Annotated in this window: 9 protein-coding genes; 1 reads left to right on the forward strand and 8 read right to left on the reverse strand. The window is 73.6% G+C overall.

Annotation, left to right across the window (positions count from 1 at the left end):
- Positions 1-157: 157 nt before the first annotated feature.
- The 5 genes from ACP4IX_RS13155 to ACP4IX_RS13175 form a co-directional block, all read right to left on the reverse strand.
- The gene (locus tag ACP4IX_RS13155) at positions 158-1,309 is read right to left on the reverse strand and encodes a serine/threonine-protein kinase (protein ID WP_426555591.1); all 1,152 of its coding nucleotides are present in this window, start codon (positions 1,307-1,309) and stop codon (positions 158-160) included.
- Between the two features lie 107 nt (positions 1,310-1,416).
- On the reverse strand, positions 1,417-3,165 hold the full coding sequence (locus ACP4IX_RS13160; RefSeq protein WP_426555577.1) for a protein kinase domain-containing protein: 1,749 nt from the start codon (positions 3,163-3,165) through the stop codon (positions 1,417-1,419).
- Positions 3,166-3,337: 172 nt separating this feature from the next.
- Positions 3,338-6,133 (reverse strand): protein kinase, encoded by a 2,796-nt coding sequence (locus ACP4IX_RS13165; RefSeq protein WP_426555578.1) that lies wholly within the window; start codon positions 6,131-6,133, stop codon positions 3,338-3,340.
- A gap of 153 nt (positions 6,134-6,286) precedes the next feature.
- Positions 6,287-8,401: a serine/threonine-protein kinase gene (locus ACP4IX_RS13170; RefSeq protein WP_426555592.1), complete on the reverse strand. Its 2,115-nt coding sequence runs from the start codon at positions 8,399-8,401 to the stop codon at positions 6,287-6,289.
- Between the two features lie 160 nt (positions 8,402-8,561).
- Entirely contained in the window at positions 8,562-10,268 is a 1,707-nt protein-coding gene (locus ACP4IX_RS13175; protein WP_426523147.1) for a glycerol-3-phosphate dehydrogenase/oxidase, read from the reverse strand.
- 294 nt (positions 10,269-10,562) lie between these two features.
- Here ACP4IX_RS13175 and ACP4IX_RS13180 point away from each other — a divergent pair, with 294 nt between their 5' ends.
- On the forward strand, positions 10,563-11,771 hold the full coding sequence (locus tag ACP4IX_RS13180) for a nucleotide sugar dehydrogenase (RefSeq protein ID WP_426523146.1): 1,209 nt from the start codon (positions 10,563-10,565) through the stop codon (positions 11,769-11,771).
- A 223-nt stretch (positions 11,772-11,994) separates the two neighbouring features.
- Here ACP4IX_RS13180 and ACP4IX_RS13185 read toward each other — a convergent pair whose 3' ends face one another.
- The 3 genes from ACP4IX_RS13185 to ACP4IX_RS13195 all read right to left on the reverse strand — a co-directional run bounded on the left by ACP4IX_RS13185 (position 11,995) and on the right by ACP4IX_RS13195 (position 15,494).
- Complete coding sequence (locus ACP4IX_RS13185; protein ID WP_426523655.1) at positions 11,995-13,119, reverse strand: GuaB3 family IMP dehydrogenase-related protein; 1,125 nt, start codon at positions 13,117-13,119, stop codon at positions 11,995-11,997.
- Between the two features lie 105 nt (positions 13,120-13,224).
- Positions 13,225-14,733, reverse strand: coding sequence for an IMP dehydrogenase (gene guaB, locus ACP4IX_RS13190; RefSeq protein WP_426523654.1), 1,509 nt, complete (start codon positions 14,731-14,733; stop codon positions 13,225-13,227).
- 173 nt (positions 14,734-14,906) lie between these two features.
- The gene (locus ACP4IX_RS13195; protein ID WP_382720506.1) at positions 14,907-15,494 is read right to left on the reverse strand and encodes a sigma-70 family RNA polymerase sigma factor; all 588 of its coding nucleotides are present in this window, start codon (positions 15,492-15,494) and stop codon (positions 14,907-14,909) included.
- Positions 15,495-15,656 lie beyond the last annotated feature (162 nt).

Here is a 15,656-nt window from a genome sequence, read left to right on the forward strand (position 1 = left end):
AGGGGTGGTGGATCTCCCGGTCGGCGATCGCCTCCGTCCACCACGGCCACGTCGTGCGCGTCGACCACCGCGGGGTGGTCGAGCGGGGCCGCGGCGGGCGGTACGGCCATCCGCCGCCCGTGGCCCTCGGTCGCAGACCCGTGACGCACGCTGCCGCTCATCTCCTGCTCAGGTGCGTCGCGGCGGACTCCGAGGGGAACGGAGACGCGAAGGAGGCCCCGGAGGAGGCCCCGGGGGAAACGTCGGTGGAGACCTCGGAAGAGGCTTCGGAAGACCCGGCGGACGGTGGCATCGGCTCCGTCGTGGCGGGCGCCGAACTCGTCGGCGTATCGCCGCCGTCGGCGTCGCCGTCCGCGAGCAGCGCCGCGGTGGTGACGCCCGCGCCCGCCGCCGCGACGACCAGCAGCACCGCGAGGAGCACGCCCCGTGTCACGCGCCGGGGTTCACCGTCCTGGTGCAGCGCCGGCGTACGGCCCGTGGCCAGGAAGGCGCGCAGCATCCGCTCGGCCTCCGCCGCGTCCAGCCGCCGTCCCGGGTCGCGTTCCAGCAGGCCCCGTACGACGGGGAGGATGGGCTCGGCCTGTGCGGGCGGGCGGATCTCCTCGGTGACCACGGCGTGCAGGACGCCGCCCAGCGAGTCCCGGTGGAAGGGGGACGCGCCGCTGAGGACCGCGCACAGCAGTACGCCCAGGGACCACAGGTCGGACTCCGGCCCGGTCCCGGCACCGGACATCCGCTCGGGGGCGGTGTACTCGGGGGAACCGACGAAGGAACCGGTCTCGGTGAGGGTGGTGGCGCCCGCCACCTGGGCCACGCCGAAGTCGGTGAGGACGACCCGGCCGTCCTCGGCCACCAGCACGTTCGACGGTTTCACGTCCCGGTGCAGGATGCCGGCCGCGTGCGCGGTGCGCAGGGCGCCCAGCAGGGCGATGCCGATCCGCGCGGCCTCGGTGGCGTCGACCGGGCCGTGGGTCAGCACCCGGTCGGCGAGTGAGCCGCCGTCGACCAGTTCCATGACCATGTAGGCGCGTGCGTCGGCCTCGACCACGTCGTGCACGACGATGACGTGCGGATGGCTCAGCTGCGCGACCGCCCGGGCCTCGCGCAGGGTGCGCTCGCGGCGCCGCCGGGCCTCGGCCGCGGAGAGGCTCTCGTCGAGGGGGAGCGCCTTCACGGCCACCTCGCGGGCGAGCAGTTGGTCGGTCGCCCGCCACACGATGCCCATGCCGCCGCGGCCGAGCCGCTCGTGGAGCCGGTAACGGCCCGCGATGACACGCCCGCCCGCCCCCTCGGTCATCATGCGTCCCATCATGCCGCACCGGACGCACCGACTCCGGGCCGCCGTCACACGGGTGGCCGACAACCGACGGGTCCCGGGCGCGGCCCGGCCGGCTGCCGGCCGTCGTACGGCGGAGGTCAGCCGGTGTTCTCCTGCCAGCTCTGCAGCACCGACGTGAACTGCCGCCGCATGGTCGGCCAGTCGTTCGCCGGCCCCGACATGTTGAAGGCGTACTCGACGCCGTCGCGGGACATGTACGTTTCCGCCACGGCGCGTCGCGGTCCGGGGAAGGGGGTGTCCTTGGCCAGCGCGGTCCAGGCGTACTCCCACCGGGCGCTGTCGCGGTCGCGGTAGGTGGTGCGCTCCATGGTGACGCGCTGGTAGCCGACCAGGCGGTGGAGCTGCACCTCCAGGTCGAGCTGGTGCGCGTAGGGGTCGTTGTAGTCGGGAGCGGTGTCGACGGATATGCGGATGATGTGCTCGCCGCCGTCCGGGGTGTAGTCGACCTGCTGGAGTTCCCCGGAGTCGTCGAACTCCGTCCGCTGCCACCCCTCGGGCAGGTGGAGGCTGAAACCCAGCGGGTCGTCATGGCGGACCCAGTCGGCCGGGACGGAGCTGCCGGGGTCCTTGCCGGTCGTGACGGAAGCGGAAGGGGAGGGGGAAGTGGGGGTCGAGGACGAGGAGGGGGACGGCGAGTGGGTGGTGTCCGAACCGGCCGACGCGCCGCCCTCGTCCCGCTGCTGGACCACCACGACGGTGCCCGCACCGACCAGGGCCGCGACGGCCACGGCCAGGGCGAGCGTGCGCAGCCGGCCGCGCCGGGGACGCCGGGGACCGGCCGTGCCCGCGGGTCCGGCCGGCGCATGCCCCGCCGGCACGGGGCCCGGCGGCGCGTCGCCGGACGCCGGACGTCCCGTCGCCGCGGGGCCGACCACCGTCGGGCCGGTCATCGGCCGGTACGGCGTCGCGGTGTTCCCGCCCGTCTGCCCCGCAGTCCCCCAGGGGGCCGTGCCGCCGTGCCCCGGCGGGCCCGAGTACTGCGTCGGCACATACGCCTGGGCCGCGTCCGGACGCCGTCCCTCCGCCGCCTCCGCGAGCATCTGCTCGGCTTCGGTGACGTCGGGCCGGGTGGCCGGATCCTTGCGCAGCAGGGCGCTGATGACGGGCCCGAGCGGTCCGGCGTACCGGGGCTCGGCGGCCTCCTCCTCGACGACCGCCTGCATGGTGGTGAGCGGCGACGTACGCCGGAACGGCGATCTGCCTTCCACCGCCGTGTACAGCGTCGCGCCGAGCGCCCACAGGTCGGAGGCGGGGCCCGGGTCGTGGCCGCGGACGCGTTCGGGTGCCAGGTAGTCGACGGAGCCGACGACCTCCCCGGTCCGCGTGATGGTGGAGTCGCCCTCGATCTGCGCGATGCCGAAGTCGGTGAGCAGCACCCGGCCGTCGTCGGCGAGCAGTACGTTGCCGGGCTTGACGTCGCGGTGCAGGACACCGGCGGTGTGCGCGGCGCGCAGGGCGCGCAGCACCCACAGGCCGACACGGGCGGCCTCCCGCGGCTCGACCCGTTCCTCCTCCTTGACCGCGTCGGCCAGTGAGCGGCCCTCGACCAGCTCCATCACGATCCAGGGCCGGCCGTCGTGCTCGAGTACGTCGTGCACGGTGACGACGGCCGAGTGATTGATCCGCGCCGCCGCGCGCGCCTCCCCCCGGGTGCGTGCCAGCAGGATCGCCTGGTCGCTCTCGGAGACGTAGAGCGCGGCGGTCAACTCCTTGATGGCGACGGTCCGGTGCAGCACTTCGTCGTGTGCGCGCCACACCCGGCCCATGCCGCCGCTGCCGATGGCGTCCTCGAGCCGGTAACGGCCCGCGACGAGCCGGCCCTGCATCTGATTCACGTTGCCCCGCAATGGTCTTGTCCAGGGCCAGACTAGGGACCGGCCCGCGTCCGGGGAACGGGTGGGGTGACATGGAACCGCCTTTGTGACGGTTGTCGCTTTCTGCGCCGGACGTCAACCATGCGGCCGAACGTCCGGCGTACCGACGGCATCTGGCAGGCAGTCAGCCCGTGTACTGGTAGGTCGCCGCCGCCTGTTCGTACAGCCGCGTCACCTCGTCGCGTTCCGCCTCCGGGCCGCGGACCTGCAGCACGTGGTAGCGGCCGTCGATCAGCATCGCGGCGTTGCGCACGTACAGCTCGCCGCTGTCGGCACCGGTCCAGGTGAACTGGCCCTCGGCCATGGTCCGTCCGCCGACCTCGATGGTCTTCAGGCCGCTGGAGGTGGACCAGCTGGAGGCGCGGTACGACTCCAGCTCGGGTTCGCTGTCGCGCTGGTAGACCATCGGGTCGTCACCGAACTCGGCCGCGCGGTCCCGGCCGGGTACGACGATGAGCTCGAAGTCGCCCTTGCCGTAGACGACCTGGCCGCTGCCGTTGCGGGGCGTGCGGGCCCAGCCCTCGGCGACCGCGACGCGGAAGCCCTCGGCGTCCTCACGGAGGGCGAAGCCGTCGGCGACGTCGGGGCGGTTGGACTGCGTCCCAGTGGAGCCGCCCCCCGTCCGGGAGGCACTGGGCCCGGACTCGGGGGACGTCTGCTCCGGCCGGGGCTCGCTGCTGACGTCCGGGGAACGCTCGGGCGGCGCGGGGCTCGCCTCTCCGGCGGCGCCCGTCCGGTCGGTGGGGCCGGTGCCGCCCGTGTCGCTCTTCGGCATGAAGAACAGGGCGTAGGCGACCGCTCCGGCCAGGGCGAGCAGTATCAGCAGGAGGAGTGTCCGGCCGAGGCTGCGCGGCGAACGGGCCGCCTCCTGTCTGCCCCGCTTGTGCCGTCCGTGGTGCGCGGGCAGCCCGGCGCGCCGCCTGCGCACCAGCTCGCCCCGGCGACGCACGATGGGCAGCCGGCCGGTCTCGGTGGGCGGGGCCGCGACGACGTGCAGGCCTGCCTCCGGTTCGGGCGCCGAGCGGATCAGTGAGCGCAGCCAGCCGCTCAGCTCCTCGAAGTCGATGCGTTCGGTGGGGTCCTGACGCAGCAGCGACTCCACGACCGGCCGCAGCGGCCCGCACTCCTCGGCGAACGCCGGCGGTTCCGCGCACACGATCTGCACCAGCTCGGCCGTCGAGTCCTCCGGGTAGGGCGCGTGGCCCTGTACGGCGCGGAAGAGCAGCGCGCCCAGCGCCCAGAGGTCGGTGGCGGGTCCGATGGGCGCGGCCAGCTGCCAGTTCTCGTGCACGGGTCCGGCCTGTTCCGGCGCCCACCGCTCGGTCACCGGTCCGACCACGGCCATCCGCGTCTGCCGCGCCCGTTCGGCGGCGAGTGCGGTGGCCGGTCCGCGCGGCGCGGGGGTGCGGGCGGCCGGGTCGTCCCAGGTCCCGGTGGTGGTCGCGGGGCCGGGGTCCTGCCGCGGGGCGGCGGGCAGGTCCCGTTGCGCCGCGGGGGCGGGAGGCGCGGAGGACAGGCCGGCGGGGGCGGAGGGGGCCCGGTCGCCGGCGGTGCGGGGGGTGGCACCGTGCCAGGAGGCGGTCCGTACGCCGTAGGGGTCGGTGATCTGCCCGGGCGGGGCGGTGTCGTGCGCTTCGGCGGCCCGGGCATCGGCGGGGGGCGTACCGGGGCCGGCGGCGTGCGGGGACTGGTCCGGACCGGGCACGGAGGAGGGCCGCGCCCCGCCGGACCGGGACCCGGCCCCGGTGCCCGTGCCACGGGGCGGCTGGACGGCGTCGGTGTCGTCGTCGGGGGCGGGGCGGGCGCCGGGCAGGGCCGCGCGGCCGTTCTGCGCCTCCTGGACGCGGGCCGCGGCCCGCGCACCGGCCCGGTAGGCGGCGATCGCCCCGGCGCGCGCGGCGCGCACGTCCCCGGCGGCGGTGAGCGGCGTGGGGGCGAGCCCGGCGGCAGCGCCGCCCTGCCCCTGGGCACCCGGTACGGGCAGCCCGCCGACGGCCCGCGCCTCGATGGCGGACCGCCGGGCAGCCTCGGGATCGGCATCGCCGGGTCCGGGCATCCCGGTCCGCACACCCCCGGAGGCGGCGCCCCCGGCCCCGGCCCCGGGACCAGGAAGACCCGGACCGCCAGGACCACCGGGGCCGGAGAACCCGGTGCCGGCACCCAAAGGACCAGGAAGCCCGGCCTCCGCCCCGGCTCCGCCAGGGCCGAGCACCCGGGTCTCCGTGCCCACGCCCCGGCCGAAGGTTCCGTCAGGGGCGGCCGCGGCGCCCGGGCCGTCCTCGCCGTCGGGGGCGGGGACCGGGTCGTACCCGCACAGCGCCTCCTCCGCCGCCCCGACCGCCAGGCCGGTCAGCATCACGCGCCCGTCGTCGCAGACGAGCACCGTGCGCGCGGTGATGTTGCGGTGCACCCAGCCGTACGTGTGGAGCACCCGCAGCGCCAGGAGGACGTCGGAGGCCACCTCGGCCGCCCGGTACGGGGTGAGCGGCTGCTCGGCGAGCAGGGCGGCCAGCGGCCTGGCGGCCACCAGCTCGCTGACGATCCACAGCGAGCCGCCCTCGGCGAACACGTCGAAGACCTGGTCCAGTCGCGGATGGTCGGGGACGGCGGCCGCGGCCTGCGCGGCCTCGACGGCACGCCGTACCACCGGGTCGGCCGGCCGCCGGGGGCCGCCGCCCGCGTCCGGCGACCGCCTGCCGGGGTGCCGGACACCGCCGTCCCGGGCCGTGAAGCCGTCGGGCAGGCCGTCCGCGTCGAGCACCTCGGCCTCGACGACCTCCGGCAACGGCACCTGCCGGATCAGGACTTCCTGGCCGCTGTACGTGTCGAAGGCCCGGGTCTCGGTGAGTTCGTACTCGTCGGACGGCGGCAGGGGCAGGCGGTAGCGGTCGGCGAGCACCCGTCCCGCATAGTCGTCCACGTCGCCACCCCCGGCAGCCCGTCGGTCAATTCCGTTCGCCCGGCGGGCCGTTCCGGCTGCTGACGGTCCGCAAGCCCTCACGATACGTGCCGGAGGCAACCCCCAAAGAGTGGATGCCAGATATCGGACCGCTCAAACCCGGGGCCCGACGGTTCAGGACTTGGGCCGGAAGGTCTTCGTCAGGGTCTGCCAGGTGTCCCGGCGCAGGTCACTGCCCCAGTCGGCGGCCTTCGCGGTGTACATGAGCGCGTAACCCTGGTGGTCGTTGACGACGAACCCCCGGTCCACGGTCCGGTACTCCGTGCCGCCGTCCGTGTAGGTGAACTCCCAGTCCGCCGCGTTCCAGCCGCGGTAGCCCACCTTCTCTATGCGGATCTTCTGGTACTGGGAGCGGACCATGTACCGCTCCTGGTTCTTCCAGTCCGCGACCGGGTCGCCCTTGGGCGTGGAGGTCCAGGCGACGAGCAGCTTCTGCCCCTGGGGGCCGCTGAACCGGTCGCCCGCGGAGCCCGTGGACTGGTACTTCCAGCCCTCGGGCAGTCTGATGCCGTAGCCCTGTTTGCCCTGGTGGGTGGTGGCCGCGCCTTCGTTGTCACCGGATTTTCCGGCATCGCCCGCCCCGGCCCCGGCGTCGCCGGACGCACTCGCTCCGGAGCCGGGCGCGCTGCCCGGGTTTCCGTCCGTCGCCGTGTCCGACGCCGCTCCGTCGGTACCGGTACCGCTCTCCTGGTCCTGCTCGGTGCCGCCGCTCGCGGTGGCGGTGGCGGTGGTCTTGTCACCGCTTCCGCCCGCGGCCCCGTTCTCGTCGTCACCGCCGAGCGTGAGGGCCAGCACGGTGCCGAGCACGGCGAGGGCCACGACGACGGCAATGATCACCAGCGTCCGGCGCGGCACCACGTCGGTGAGCGGAGCCCGGGGCACGGGCCGGGGCGGCAGGTCCGGCGGCGGCACGACGGGCCAGCCGGAACTCCGGGCGCCCGCGGGCGTGTTCACCGCACCGGGCTGCTCGGGGCCCGCTCCGGCACCGGCGGCACCGGCGCCCTGCCTTCTCGCCGGCGACGAGGCTGCGGCCCCCGGACCATGCGAAGCGGCGGCGGCAGCCGCCCCGGCAGTCCTCGCCACGGCGGTTCCCGAGGCGGCCGAGGCCCCGGCGGACGCGGTGGACGCGGCGGCGTCCGTCGCGGCCCGGTCGGTGCCGGACGGCTTGACGCGGGAGGCAGCCGCGGCGCCGGCCGCACCGGCCCCGACCGCGGCCTTGCGCACGGAGCGCAGCGCCCCGCGCAGCCGCTCCCCGGCTTCCTCGCCCCGCTTGCCCCCGGAGCCCGCCGGACCGCCCCGGCGGGTCCGCTCGTCCGGCTGAGCCGGCAGCGGCACGACCTTGGTGGCGTCGGCCGGTTCGGTCTCGTCCGCCCGGTCCGGGGCGTGGATGACCTTGTTGAGCATCGCGCGTGCGCCCGCGTCGTCGAGCCGCAGGGCGGGGTCCTTGTTGAGCAGCCCGAAGATGACGTCCCGCAGCGGGCCGGCGTTCTTCGGCTCCTCCAGGTTCTCCGTCATCACCGCGGTCAGCGTCGCGATCGCGGAGCCCTTGTCGTAGGGCGGTGAGCCCTCCACCGCCGCGTACAGCAGTCCGCCGAGCGACCACAGGTCGGCGGCGGGTCCCGGCTTGTGGCCGCGGGCGCGCTCCGGGGAGATGTAGGAGGGGGCGCCGACGAGCATGCCGGTGGAGGTGATGGACGGGTCGCCCTCCACCTGGGCGATGCCGAAGTCGGTGAGGACGACCCGGCCGTCCTCGGCGATCAGGACGTTGGACGGCTTCACGTCGCGGTGCAGGATGCCCTCGCGGTGCGCGGAGCGCAGGACGTCGAGGACGGCGAGGCCGACCTCCGCCGCGCGCTTCGGCTCCAGCAGGCCGTCCTCGCGGATGGCCTCGGCGAGCGACTTGCCCTCGACGAGTTCCATCACGATCCACGGCCGGTCGTCCTCCTCGACCACGTCGTAGACCGTCACGGCGCTGTTGTTGCGGATCCGCGCGATCGCCTTCGCCTCGCGCAGCGTGCGCGTGATCAGGCGCCGCTTCTCCTCCTCGTCGATGTTCCCCGGGAACCGCAGCTCCTTGACGGCGACCGTGCGTCCGAGGGTCTCGTCCTCGGCCCGCCACACCGTCCCCATGCCGCCGCGGCCGAGCACGTCTCCCAGCCGGTACCGCCCGGCGAGGAGACGTGCGCTCTTGTCCGTACGGGATGTCCCCGCCCGCTCCGCCTCCGACATGCGTCCCCTCATGCAACCCGCCCTGACAGAGCCTTCATTGTCCCTCACCCGACAAGTGCTCGACGCCCAGGGTGCCTCTGGCGGCGACCGGGCGAGGGGGCCGGTGGAGCGGCGGGGTGACCGTGAGTCACACCCGCCCCGGCAGCCCCTGCCACCTGCCCTAACGCGGCACGATGTCCGGCGCTCCCAGCCGGGCCGCGTCGGCCGTCAGGTCGTCCGGCTGGCGCTGCGACTCCCGCTCGGCCTCGACCCGCTTCTCGTAGTGCTGGATCTCCCGTTCGATCTGGTCCTTGTCCCAGCCGAGCACCGGCGCCATCAGTTCGGCGGCCTCGCGGGCGCTGCGCGTGCCCCGGTCGAAGGTCTCGATGGAGATGCGGGTGCGCCGGGTGAGTACGTCGTCCAGGTGCCGCGCGCCCTCGTGCGAGGCGGCGTAGACGACCTCGGCGCGCAGGTAGTCGTCGGCGGCGTGCAGGGGTTCGCCGAGGGAGGGGTCGGCGGCGATGAGCTCCAGCACCTCCTCCGCCATGGCGCCGTACCGGTTCAGCAGGTGCTCCACGCGTACGACGTGCAGGCCGGTGCGCGCGGCGACCCGCGCCCGCGCGTTCCACAGCGCCCGGTACCCCTCGGCGCCGAGCAGCGGCGTCTCCTCGGTGACGCAGTCGGCGACCCGCAGGTCGAGGCCGTGCACCGCCTCGTCCACGGCGTCCTTGGCCATCACCCGGTACGTCGTGTACTTGCCGCCCGCGACGACGACGAGGCCGGGCACCGGGTGCGCGACGGTGTGCTCGCGGGACAGCTTGCTGGTGGCGTCGGACTCGCCGGCCAGCAGCGGGCGCAGACCGGCGTAGACGCCCTCGACGTCGTCGCGGGTGAGGGGCACGGACAGCACGGAGTTGACGTGTTCCAGCAGGTAGTCGATGTCCGCGCTGGAGGCGGCCGGGTGGGCCTTGTCCAGGTCCCAGTCGGTGTCCGTGGTGCCGATGATCCAGTGCCGGCCCCAGGGGATGACGAACAGCACGGACTTCTCGGTGCGCAGGATCAGGCCGGTGCTGGAGTGGATGCGGTCCTTGGGCACGACCAGGTGGATGCCCTTGGAGGCGCGGACGTGGAACTGGCCGCGCTCGCCGACCATCGACTGGGTGTCGTCGGTCCACACCCCGGTCGCGTTCACGATCTGCTTGGCGCGGATCTCGTACTCCCCGCCCGCCTCGACGTCCTGGACGCGCGCGCCGACCACGCGCTCGCCCTCGCGCAGGAAGGCGGTCACCCGCGCGTGGTTGGCGACCGGGGCGCCGTAGGCCGCCGCCGTGCGCACCAGCGTGGCCACGAAGCGGGCGTCGTCCATCTGGGCGTCGTAGTACTGCAGCGCGCCGACCAGCGCGTCCTTCTTCAACGCGGGCGCCACCCGCAGGGCGTGACCGCGGGTCAGGTGGCGGTGCATCGGCAGGCCCCGGCCGTGGCCGCGGGCCATCGACATGGCGTCGTAGAGCGCGACACCCGAGCCGGCGTACAGCCGTTCCCACCCCTTGTGCTGCAAGGGGTACAGGAACGGCACCGGCTTCACCAGGTGCGGCGCGAGCCGCTCCAGCAGCAGGCCGCGCTCCTTCAGCGCCTCCCGCACGAGCGCGAAGTCGAGCATCTCCAGGTAGCGCAGGCCGCCGTGTATCAGTTTGCTGGACCGGCTGGAGGTGCCCGACGCCCAGTCCCGCGCCTCGACCAGGCCGGTGGACAGGCCGCGTGTCACCGCGTCGAGCGCGGTGCCCGCGCCGACCACACCCGCCCCCACCACCAGTACGTCAAGCTCGCGCTCGGCCATGGCCGCGAGCGACTCGGCGCGCTGCGCCGGCCCCAGGGTCGCTGTCCTCACTGCTGCCTCCCGCTGTCCGTCGCGTCGGCCGCACCCGTCGGGGCGAAGCCCGGTTCCTGGTACCCACCATGCCCAGATTCTGACCGGCCCGCCCGACATCGGCCGCCGCACGGCCCCAGCCTGTGGACAACTTCCCCGCAGCTCACCACCGGGACTCGACACTCACCGAAACTCCGCGGATCAATCCCGCATAACGGTCATATTTACTCCTAGTCTGACGTTGTGCTCGCCCATTCTGTCCACCGGGCTTGCGCACCTGCCCCGCTTCGGTTATTGGGAAGGACGGCCCACGCCATGCCCGCAGATCTCGCCGTCATCGGACTCGGCCCGTACGGCCTGCCCCTGGCCCAGGCCGCCGTCGCCGCGGGCATCCCCACCCTCGGCTACCGCACCGGCCCCGAGGCCGATCCGCTCACCCCCGCCGAGGTGCGCCGGATGCTCGCCACCGGTTTCCGGGCCCCCACCGGACCGGCCGAGCTGGGCCGCGTCCGCACCGCCGTCATCTGCGCCCCGACCCGGCCCGGCGCGGACGGCCGCCTGGACCTCACCCAGGTCGAGGCGGCGGCCCGCACCCTCGCCGCCCACATGCGCCCGCACACCACGGTCATCCTGGAGTCGCCCGTGCAGCCCGGGACGACGGAGGGGTTCCTGCGCCCGGTCCTGGAGCAGGGCTCCGGGCTGCGCGCCGGCCGCGACTTCCACCTCGCCTACTCGCCCAGCCGCGTCGACCCCGGCAACCGCGACTTCACCCCGGCCAACACCCCGAAGGTCATCGGCGGCCTCACTTCCGCCTGCACCGAGTCCGCCGCCACCTTCTACGGCCGCCTCACCGACAAGGTGGTCCGCGCGCGCGGCCCCCGTGAGGCGGAGACGGTCCAGCTCCTGGAGACCAATTTCCGGCACGTCAACATCGCCCTCGCCAACGAGATGGCCGTCCTCTGCGACGACCTCGGTGTCGACCTGTGGGACGTCCTGCGCTGCGCGGAGACCAAGCCGTTCGGCTTCCAGGCCTTCCGCCCCGGGCCCGGCGTCGGCGGCCATTCCGTCCCCCAGGACCTGACCGGCCAGGCCCCCCACAGCCTGCGCATGGTGGAGCTGGCCCAGCAGGTCAACTCCCAGATGCCCCGCTACGTCGTCCAGCGCGCCGCCGCCCTCCTCAACGAGCACGGCAAGTCCGCGCGCGGCGCCCGGGTCCTCCTCCTCGGCGTCACCTACAAGGCCGACCTCGCCGACCAGCAGGCCAGCCCGGCCGAGGAGATCGCCACCCGGCTGATGTCGATGGGCGCCGCGATCAGCTACCACGACCCGCACGTCCCGTCCTGGAACGTCGCCGGCCGCCCCGTCCCCCGCGCCGACTCCCTCTACGAGACCGCCGCCGACGCCGACCTGACGATCCTCCTCCAGCAGCACCGCACGTACGACCTCCAGGGCCTGTCGGTCAAGGCCCAGCTGCTCCTGGACACCCGGGGGGCCACGCCCACGGGGGCGGCGCACCGGTTGTGAGGAGGGGGCGCGGGGGCCTAGGGGGGGCGTGGAGGCGGCCGCTCACGTCCCGTACCTCCACAGGACGCGCCTCCTGTGTCGCCGGACAGGGACATGACCGGCCCGGCACGGCCCGTTTACCCGCTCATCCGCCCCGAAGCCACCGCGAACCCCCGCACACGCGAAGGAGGCCGGTCGCCCCGTCAGGGCGACCGGCCTCCTCGCAGCCGTCGTACGACTGCCGCTACCGCCGGTGCTGCGAGTCCCCCACCGTCACCTCGACGCGCTGGAACTCCTTCAGCTCGCTGTACCCGGTCGTCGACATCGCCCGGCGCAGCGCCCCGAAGAAGTTCATCGAGCCGTCGGGGTTGCGGGACGGTCCGGTGAGGATCTCCTCGATGGTGCCGACCGTGCCGAGGTCGACCTTCTTGCCGCGGGGCAGCTCCTCGTTGACGGCCTCCATGCCCCAGTGGTTGCCCCTGCCCGGCGCGTCGGTCGCGCGGGCCAGCGGCGAGCCCATCATCACGGAGTCGGCGCCGCAGGCGATCGCCTTGGGCAGGTCGCCGGACCAGCCGACGCCGCCGTCGGCGATGACGTGCACGTACCGGCCGCCGGACTCGTCCATGTAGTCCCGGCGGGCCGCCGCCACGTCCGCCACCGCCGTGGCCATGGGCACCTGGATGCCCAGCACGTTGCGCGTGGTGTGGGCGGCGCCGCCGCCGAAGCCGACGAGGACGCCCGCCGCGCCGGTGCGCATCAGGTGCAGGGCCGCGGTGTAGGTGGCGCAGCCGCCGACGATGACCGGGACGTCGAGCTCGTAGATGAACTGCTTCAGGTTCAGCGGCTCGTGCGAGCTGGAGACGTGCTCCGCCGAGACCGTGGTGCCGCGGATGACGAAGATGTCCACGCCCGCGTCCACGACGGCCTTGGAGAACTGGGCGGTGCGCTGCGGGGAGAGCGCGGCGGCGGTGACGACGCCCGAGTCGCGCACCTCCTTGATGCGCTGCCCGATCAGCTCCTCCCTGATGGGAGCCGCGTAGATCTCCTGGAGGCGGCGGGTCGCGTTGTCCGTGTCCAGCTCGGCGATCTCGTCGAGCAGCGGCTGCGGGTCCTCGTACCGGGTCCACAGGCCCTCGAGGTTCAGCACGCCGAGGCCGCCGAGCTCGCCGATGCGGATGGCGGTGGCCGGGGAGACGACCGAGTCCATGGGAGCGGCCAGGAACGGCAGCTCGAAGCGGTAGGCGTCGATCTGCCAGGCGATCGAGACCTCCTTCGGGTCCCGCGTACGGCGGCTGGGGACGACGGCGATGTCGTCGAAGGCGTACGCCCGGCGGCCGCGCTTGCCGCGCCCGATCTCGATCTCAGTCACGTCTGTGGCCTTTCCCTGATGCGTTGCAGCGCCTTCCAGTATCCCCGACGGGCACACCGAGGGCGGCCCCGGATGCTTCCGGGGCCGCCCTGGAAGGCCTTCTGCCTACTTGCTGCGGCTGTAGTTCGGTGCCTCGACCGTCATCTGGATGTCGTGCGGGTGGCTCTCCTTGAGGCCCGCGGAGGTGATCCGCACGAACCGGCCGTTGTCCTGGAGCTGGGGCACGGTCCGGCCGCCGACGTAGAACATCGACTGGCGCAGGCCGCCGACCAGCTGGTGGACGACCGAGGAGAGCGGGCCGCGGTAGGGCACCTGGCCCTCGATGCCCTCGGGGACCAGCTGCTCGTCGGAGGCGACGCCCTCCTGGAAGTAGCGGTCCTTGGAGAACGACTTGCGGTCGCCGCGGGTCTGCATGGCGCCCAGCGAGCCCATGCCGCGGTACGACTTGAACTGCTTGCCGTTGATGAACATCAGCTCGCCCGGGGACTCCTCGCAGCCCGCGAGCAGCGAGCCCAGCATCACCGTGTCGGCGCCCGCGACCAGGGCCTTGGCGATGTCTCCGGAGTACTGGAGGCCGCCGTCGCCGATGACCGGGATGCCGGCCGCCTTGGCGGCGAGCGAGGCCTCGTAGATGGCCGTGACCTGCGGGACGCCGATGCCGGCGACGACGCGGGTGGTGCAGATGGAGCCGGGGCCGACACCGACCTTGATGCCGTCCACGCCGGCGTCGATGAGCGCCTGGGCGCCGTCGCGGGTGGCGATGTTGCCGCCGATGACGTCGACGCCGGAGGAGTTGGACTTGATCTTGGCGACCATGTCGCCGACGAGGCGGGAGTGGCCGTGCGCGGTGTCGACGACGATGAAGTCGACGCCCGCCTCGATCAGCGCCTGGGCGCGCTCGAAGGCGTCACCGGCGACACCGACGGCGGCGCCGACCAGCAGCCGGCCCTCACCGTCCTTGGCGGCGTTGGGGTACTTCTCGGCCTTGACGAAGTCCTTGACCGTGATCAGGCCCTTGAGGACGCCGTGGTCGTCGACCAGCGGCAGCTTCTCGATCTTGTGGCGGCGCAGCAGCTCCATGGCGTCCGCGCCGGAGATGCCGACCTTGCCGGTGACCAGCGGCATCGGCGTCATGACCTCGCGCACCTGCCGGGAGCGGTCGGTCTCGAAGGCCATGTCGCGGTTGGTGACGATGCCGAGCAGCTTCTTGTTGCCGTCGGTGACCGGGACGCCGCTGATGCGGAACTTGGCGCACAGGGCGTCGGCCTCGCCGAGGGTGGCGTCCGGGTGGATGGTGATGGGGTCGGCCACCATGCCCGACTCGGAGCGCTTGACCAGGTCGACCTGGTTGGCCTGGTCCTCGATGGACAGGTTGCGGTGCAGAACGCCGACGCCGCCCTGGCGGGCCATCGCGATCGCCATGCGCGACTCGGTGACCTTGTCCATGGCGGCGGACAGCAGCGGGATGTTGACCCGGACGTTCCTGGAGACGTACGAGGTGGTGTCGATCTCGTCGGGTGCCATGTCCGACGCGCCCGGCAGCAGCAGCACGTCGTCGTAGGTCAGCCCGAGCGTCGCGAATTTTTCGGGCACTCCGTCGACGTTGGCAGTCATGACACCTTCCCCAAATGGCCTTGATCGGTGCGGATGTCCATGCTAACGGGAAGTGGACGTGGCTCATTCCACGATCATGGGCGCCCGTGGTGTTCGTAGCTTCGTACGGAACCGTCATCCCGCCCGTTCACCGGCGCGGGACCGGGGCGGAACCGGGGCCACAGCCGGGTCCGCTACTGCTCCGCCAGTGCCCGCAGCCGGCTCAGCGCCCGGTGCTGCGCGACCCGGACGGCGCCGGGTGACATTCCCAACATCTGACCCGTCTCCTCTGCCGTGAGCCCCACCGCGATGCGCAGCAGGAGCAGCTCCCGCTGGTTCTCGGGCAGGTTGGCCAGCAGTTTCTTGGCCCAGGCGGCGTCGCTGTTGAGCAGCGCGCGCTCCTCCGGGCCCAGTGAGTCGTCCGGCCGCTCGGGCATCTCGTCGGAGGGGACGACCGTCGAGCCGGGGTGCCGCATCGCCGCGCGCTGGAGGTCGGCGACCTTGTGGGCGGCGATGGCGAAGACGAACGCCTCGAACGGGCGTCCGGTGTCCTTGTAGCGCGGCAGCGCGAGCAGCACCGCGACGCAGACCTCCTGGGCGAGGTCCTCGACGAAGTGCCGGGCGTCGCCGGGCAGGCGGGACAGACGCGTGCGGCAATAGCGCAGCGCCAAGGGGTGAACATGGGCGAGCAGGTCGTGCGTGGCCTGCTCGTCCCCGTCGACGGCGCGGTGGACAAGCCCACCGACCGTCCCTTGGTCAGGGGCCGCCTCGTCGTCACGCATCGGTCCATGGTGCCTTGCGGCCGTCCGATCCGTGGCTCCACGCCCGTTGTTGTGCACCGAAGCGTTATGAGCAGGTGCGCCGGAACTCATCCCCTGCGCCCTCCCATCCCGCTCGACCGACTCGTCCCCGAGGAACTCCACACCTCAAGGATGCGTCATCGG

Source organism: Streptomyces sp. WG5, from assembly GCF_049974565.1.
Lineage (GTDB): Bacteria > Actinomycetota > Actinomycetes > Streptomycetales > Streptomycetaceae > Streptomyces.

Excerpts from the sequence above, each read along its gene's own strand:
- ACP4IX_RS13155 (WP_426555591.1), bottom strand. The coding sequence starts at position 1,309 with ATGGGACGCATGATGACCGAGGGGGCGGGCGGGCGTGTCATCGCGGGC.
- ACP4IX_RS13160 (WP_426555577.1), bottom strand. The coding sequence starts at position 3,165 with ATGCAGGGCCGGCTCGTCGCGGGCCGTTACCGGCTCGAGGACGCCATC.
- ACP4IX_RS13170 (WP_426555592.1), bottom strand. The coding sequence starts at position 8,401 with ATGTCGGAGGCGGAGCGGGCGGGGACATCCCGTACGGACAAGAGCGCA.
- ACP4IX_RS13180 (WP_426523146.1), top strand. The coding sequence starts at position 10,563 with ATGCCCGCAGATCTCGCCGTCATCGGACTCGGCCCGTACGGCCTGCCC.
- guaB (WP_426523654.1), bottom strand. The coding sequence starts at position 14,733 with ATGACTGCCAACGTCGACGGAGTGCCCGAAAAATTCGCGACGCTCGGG.
- ACP4IX_RS13195 (WP_382720506.1), bottom strand. The coding sequence starts at position 15,494 with ATGCGTGACGACGAGGCGGCCCCTGACCAAGGGACGGTCGGTGGGCTT.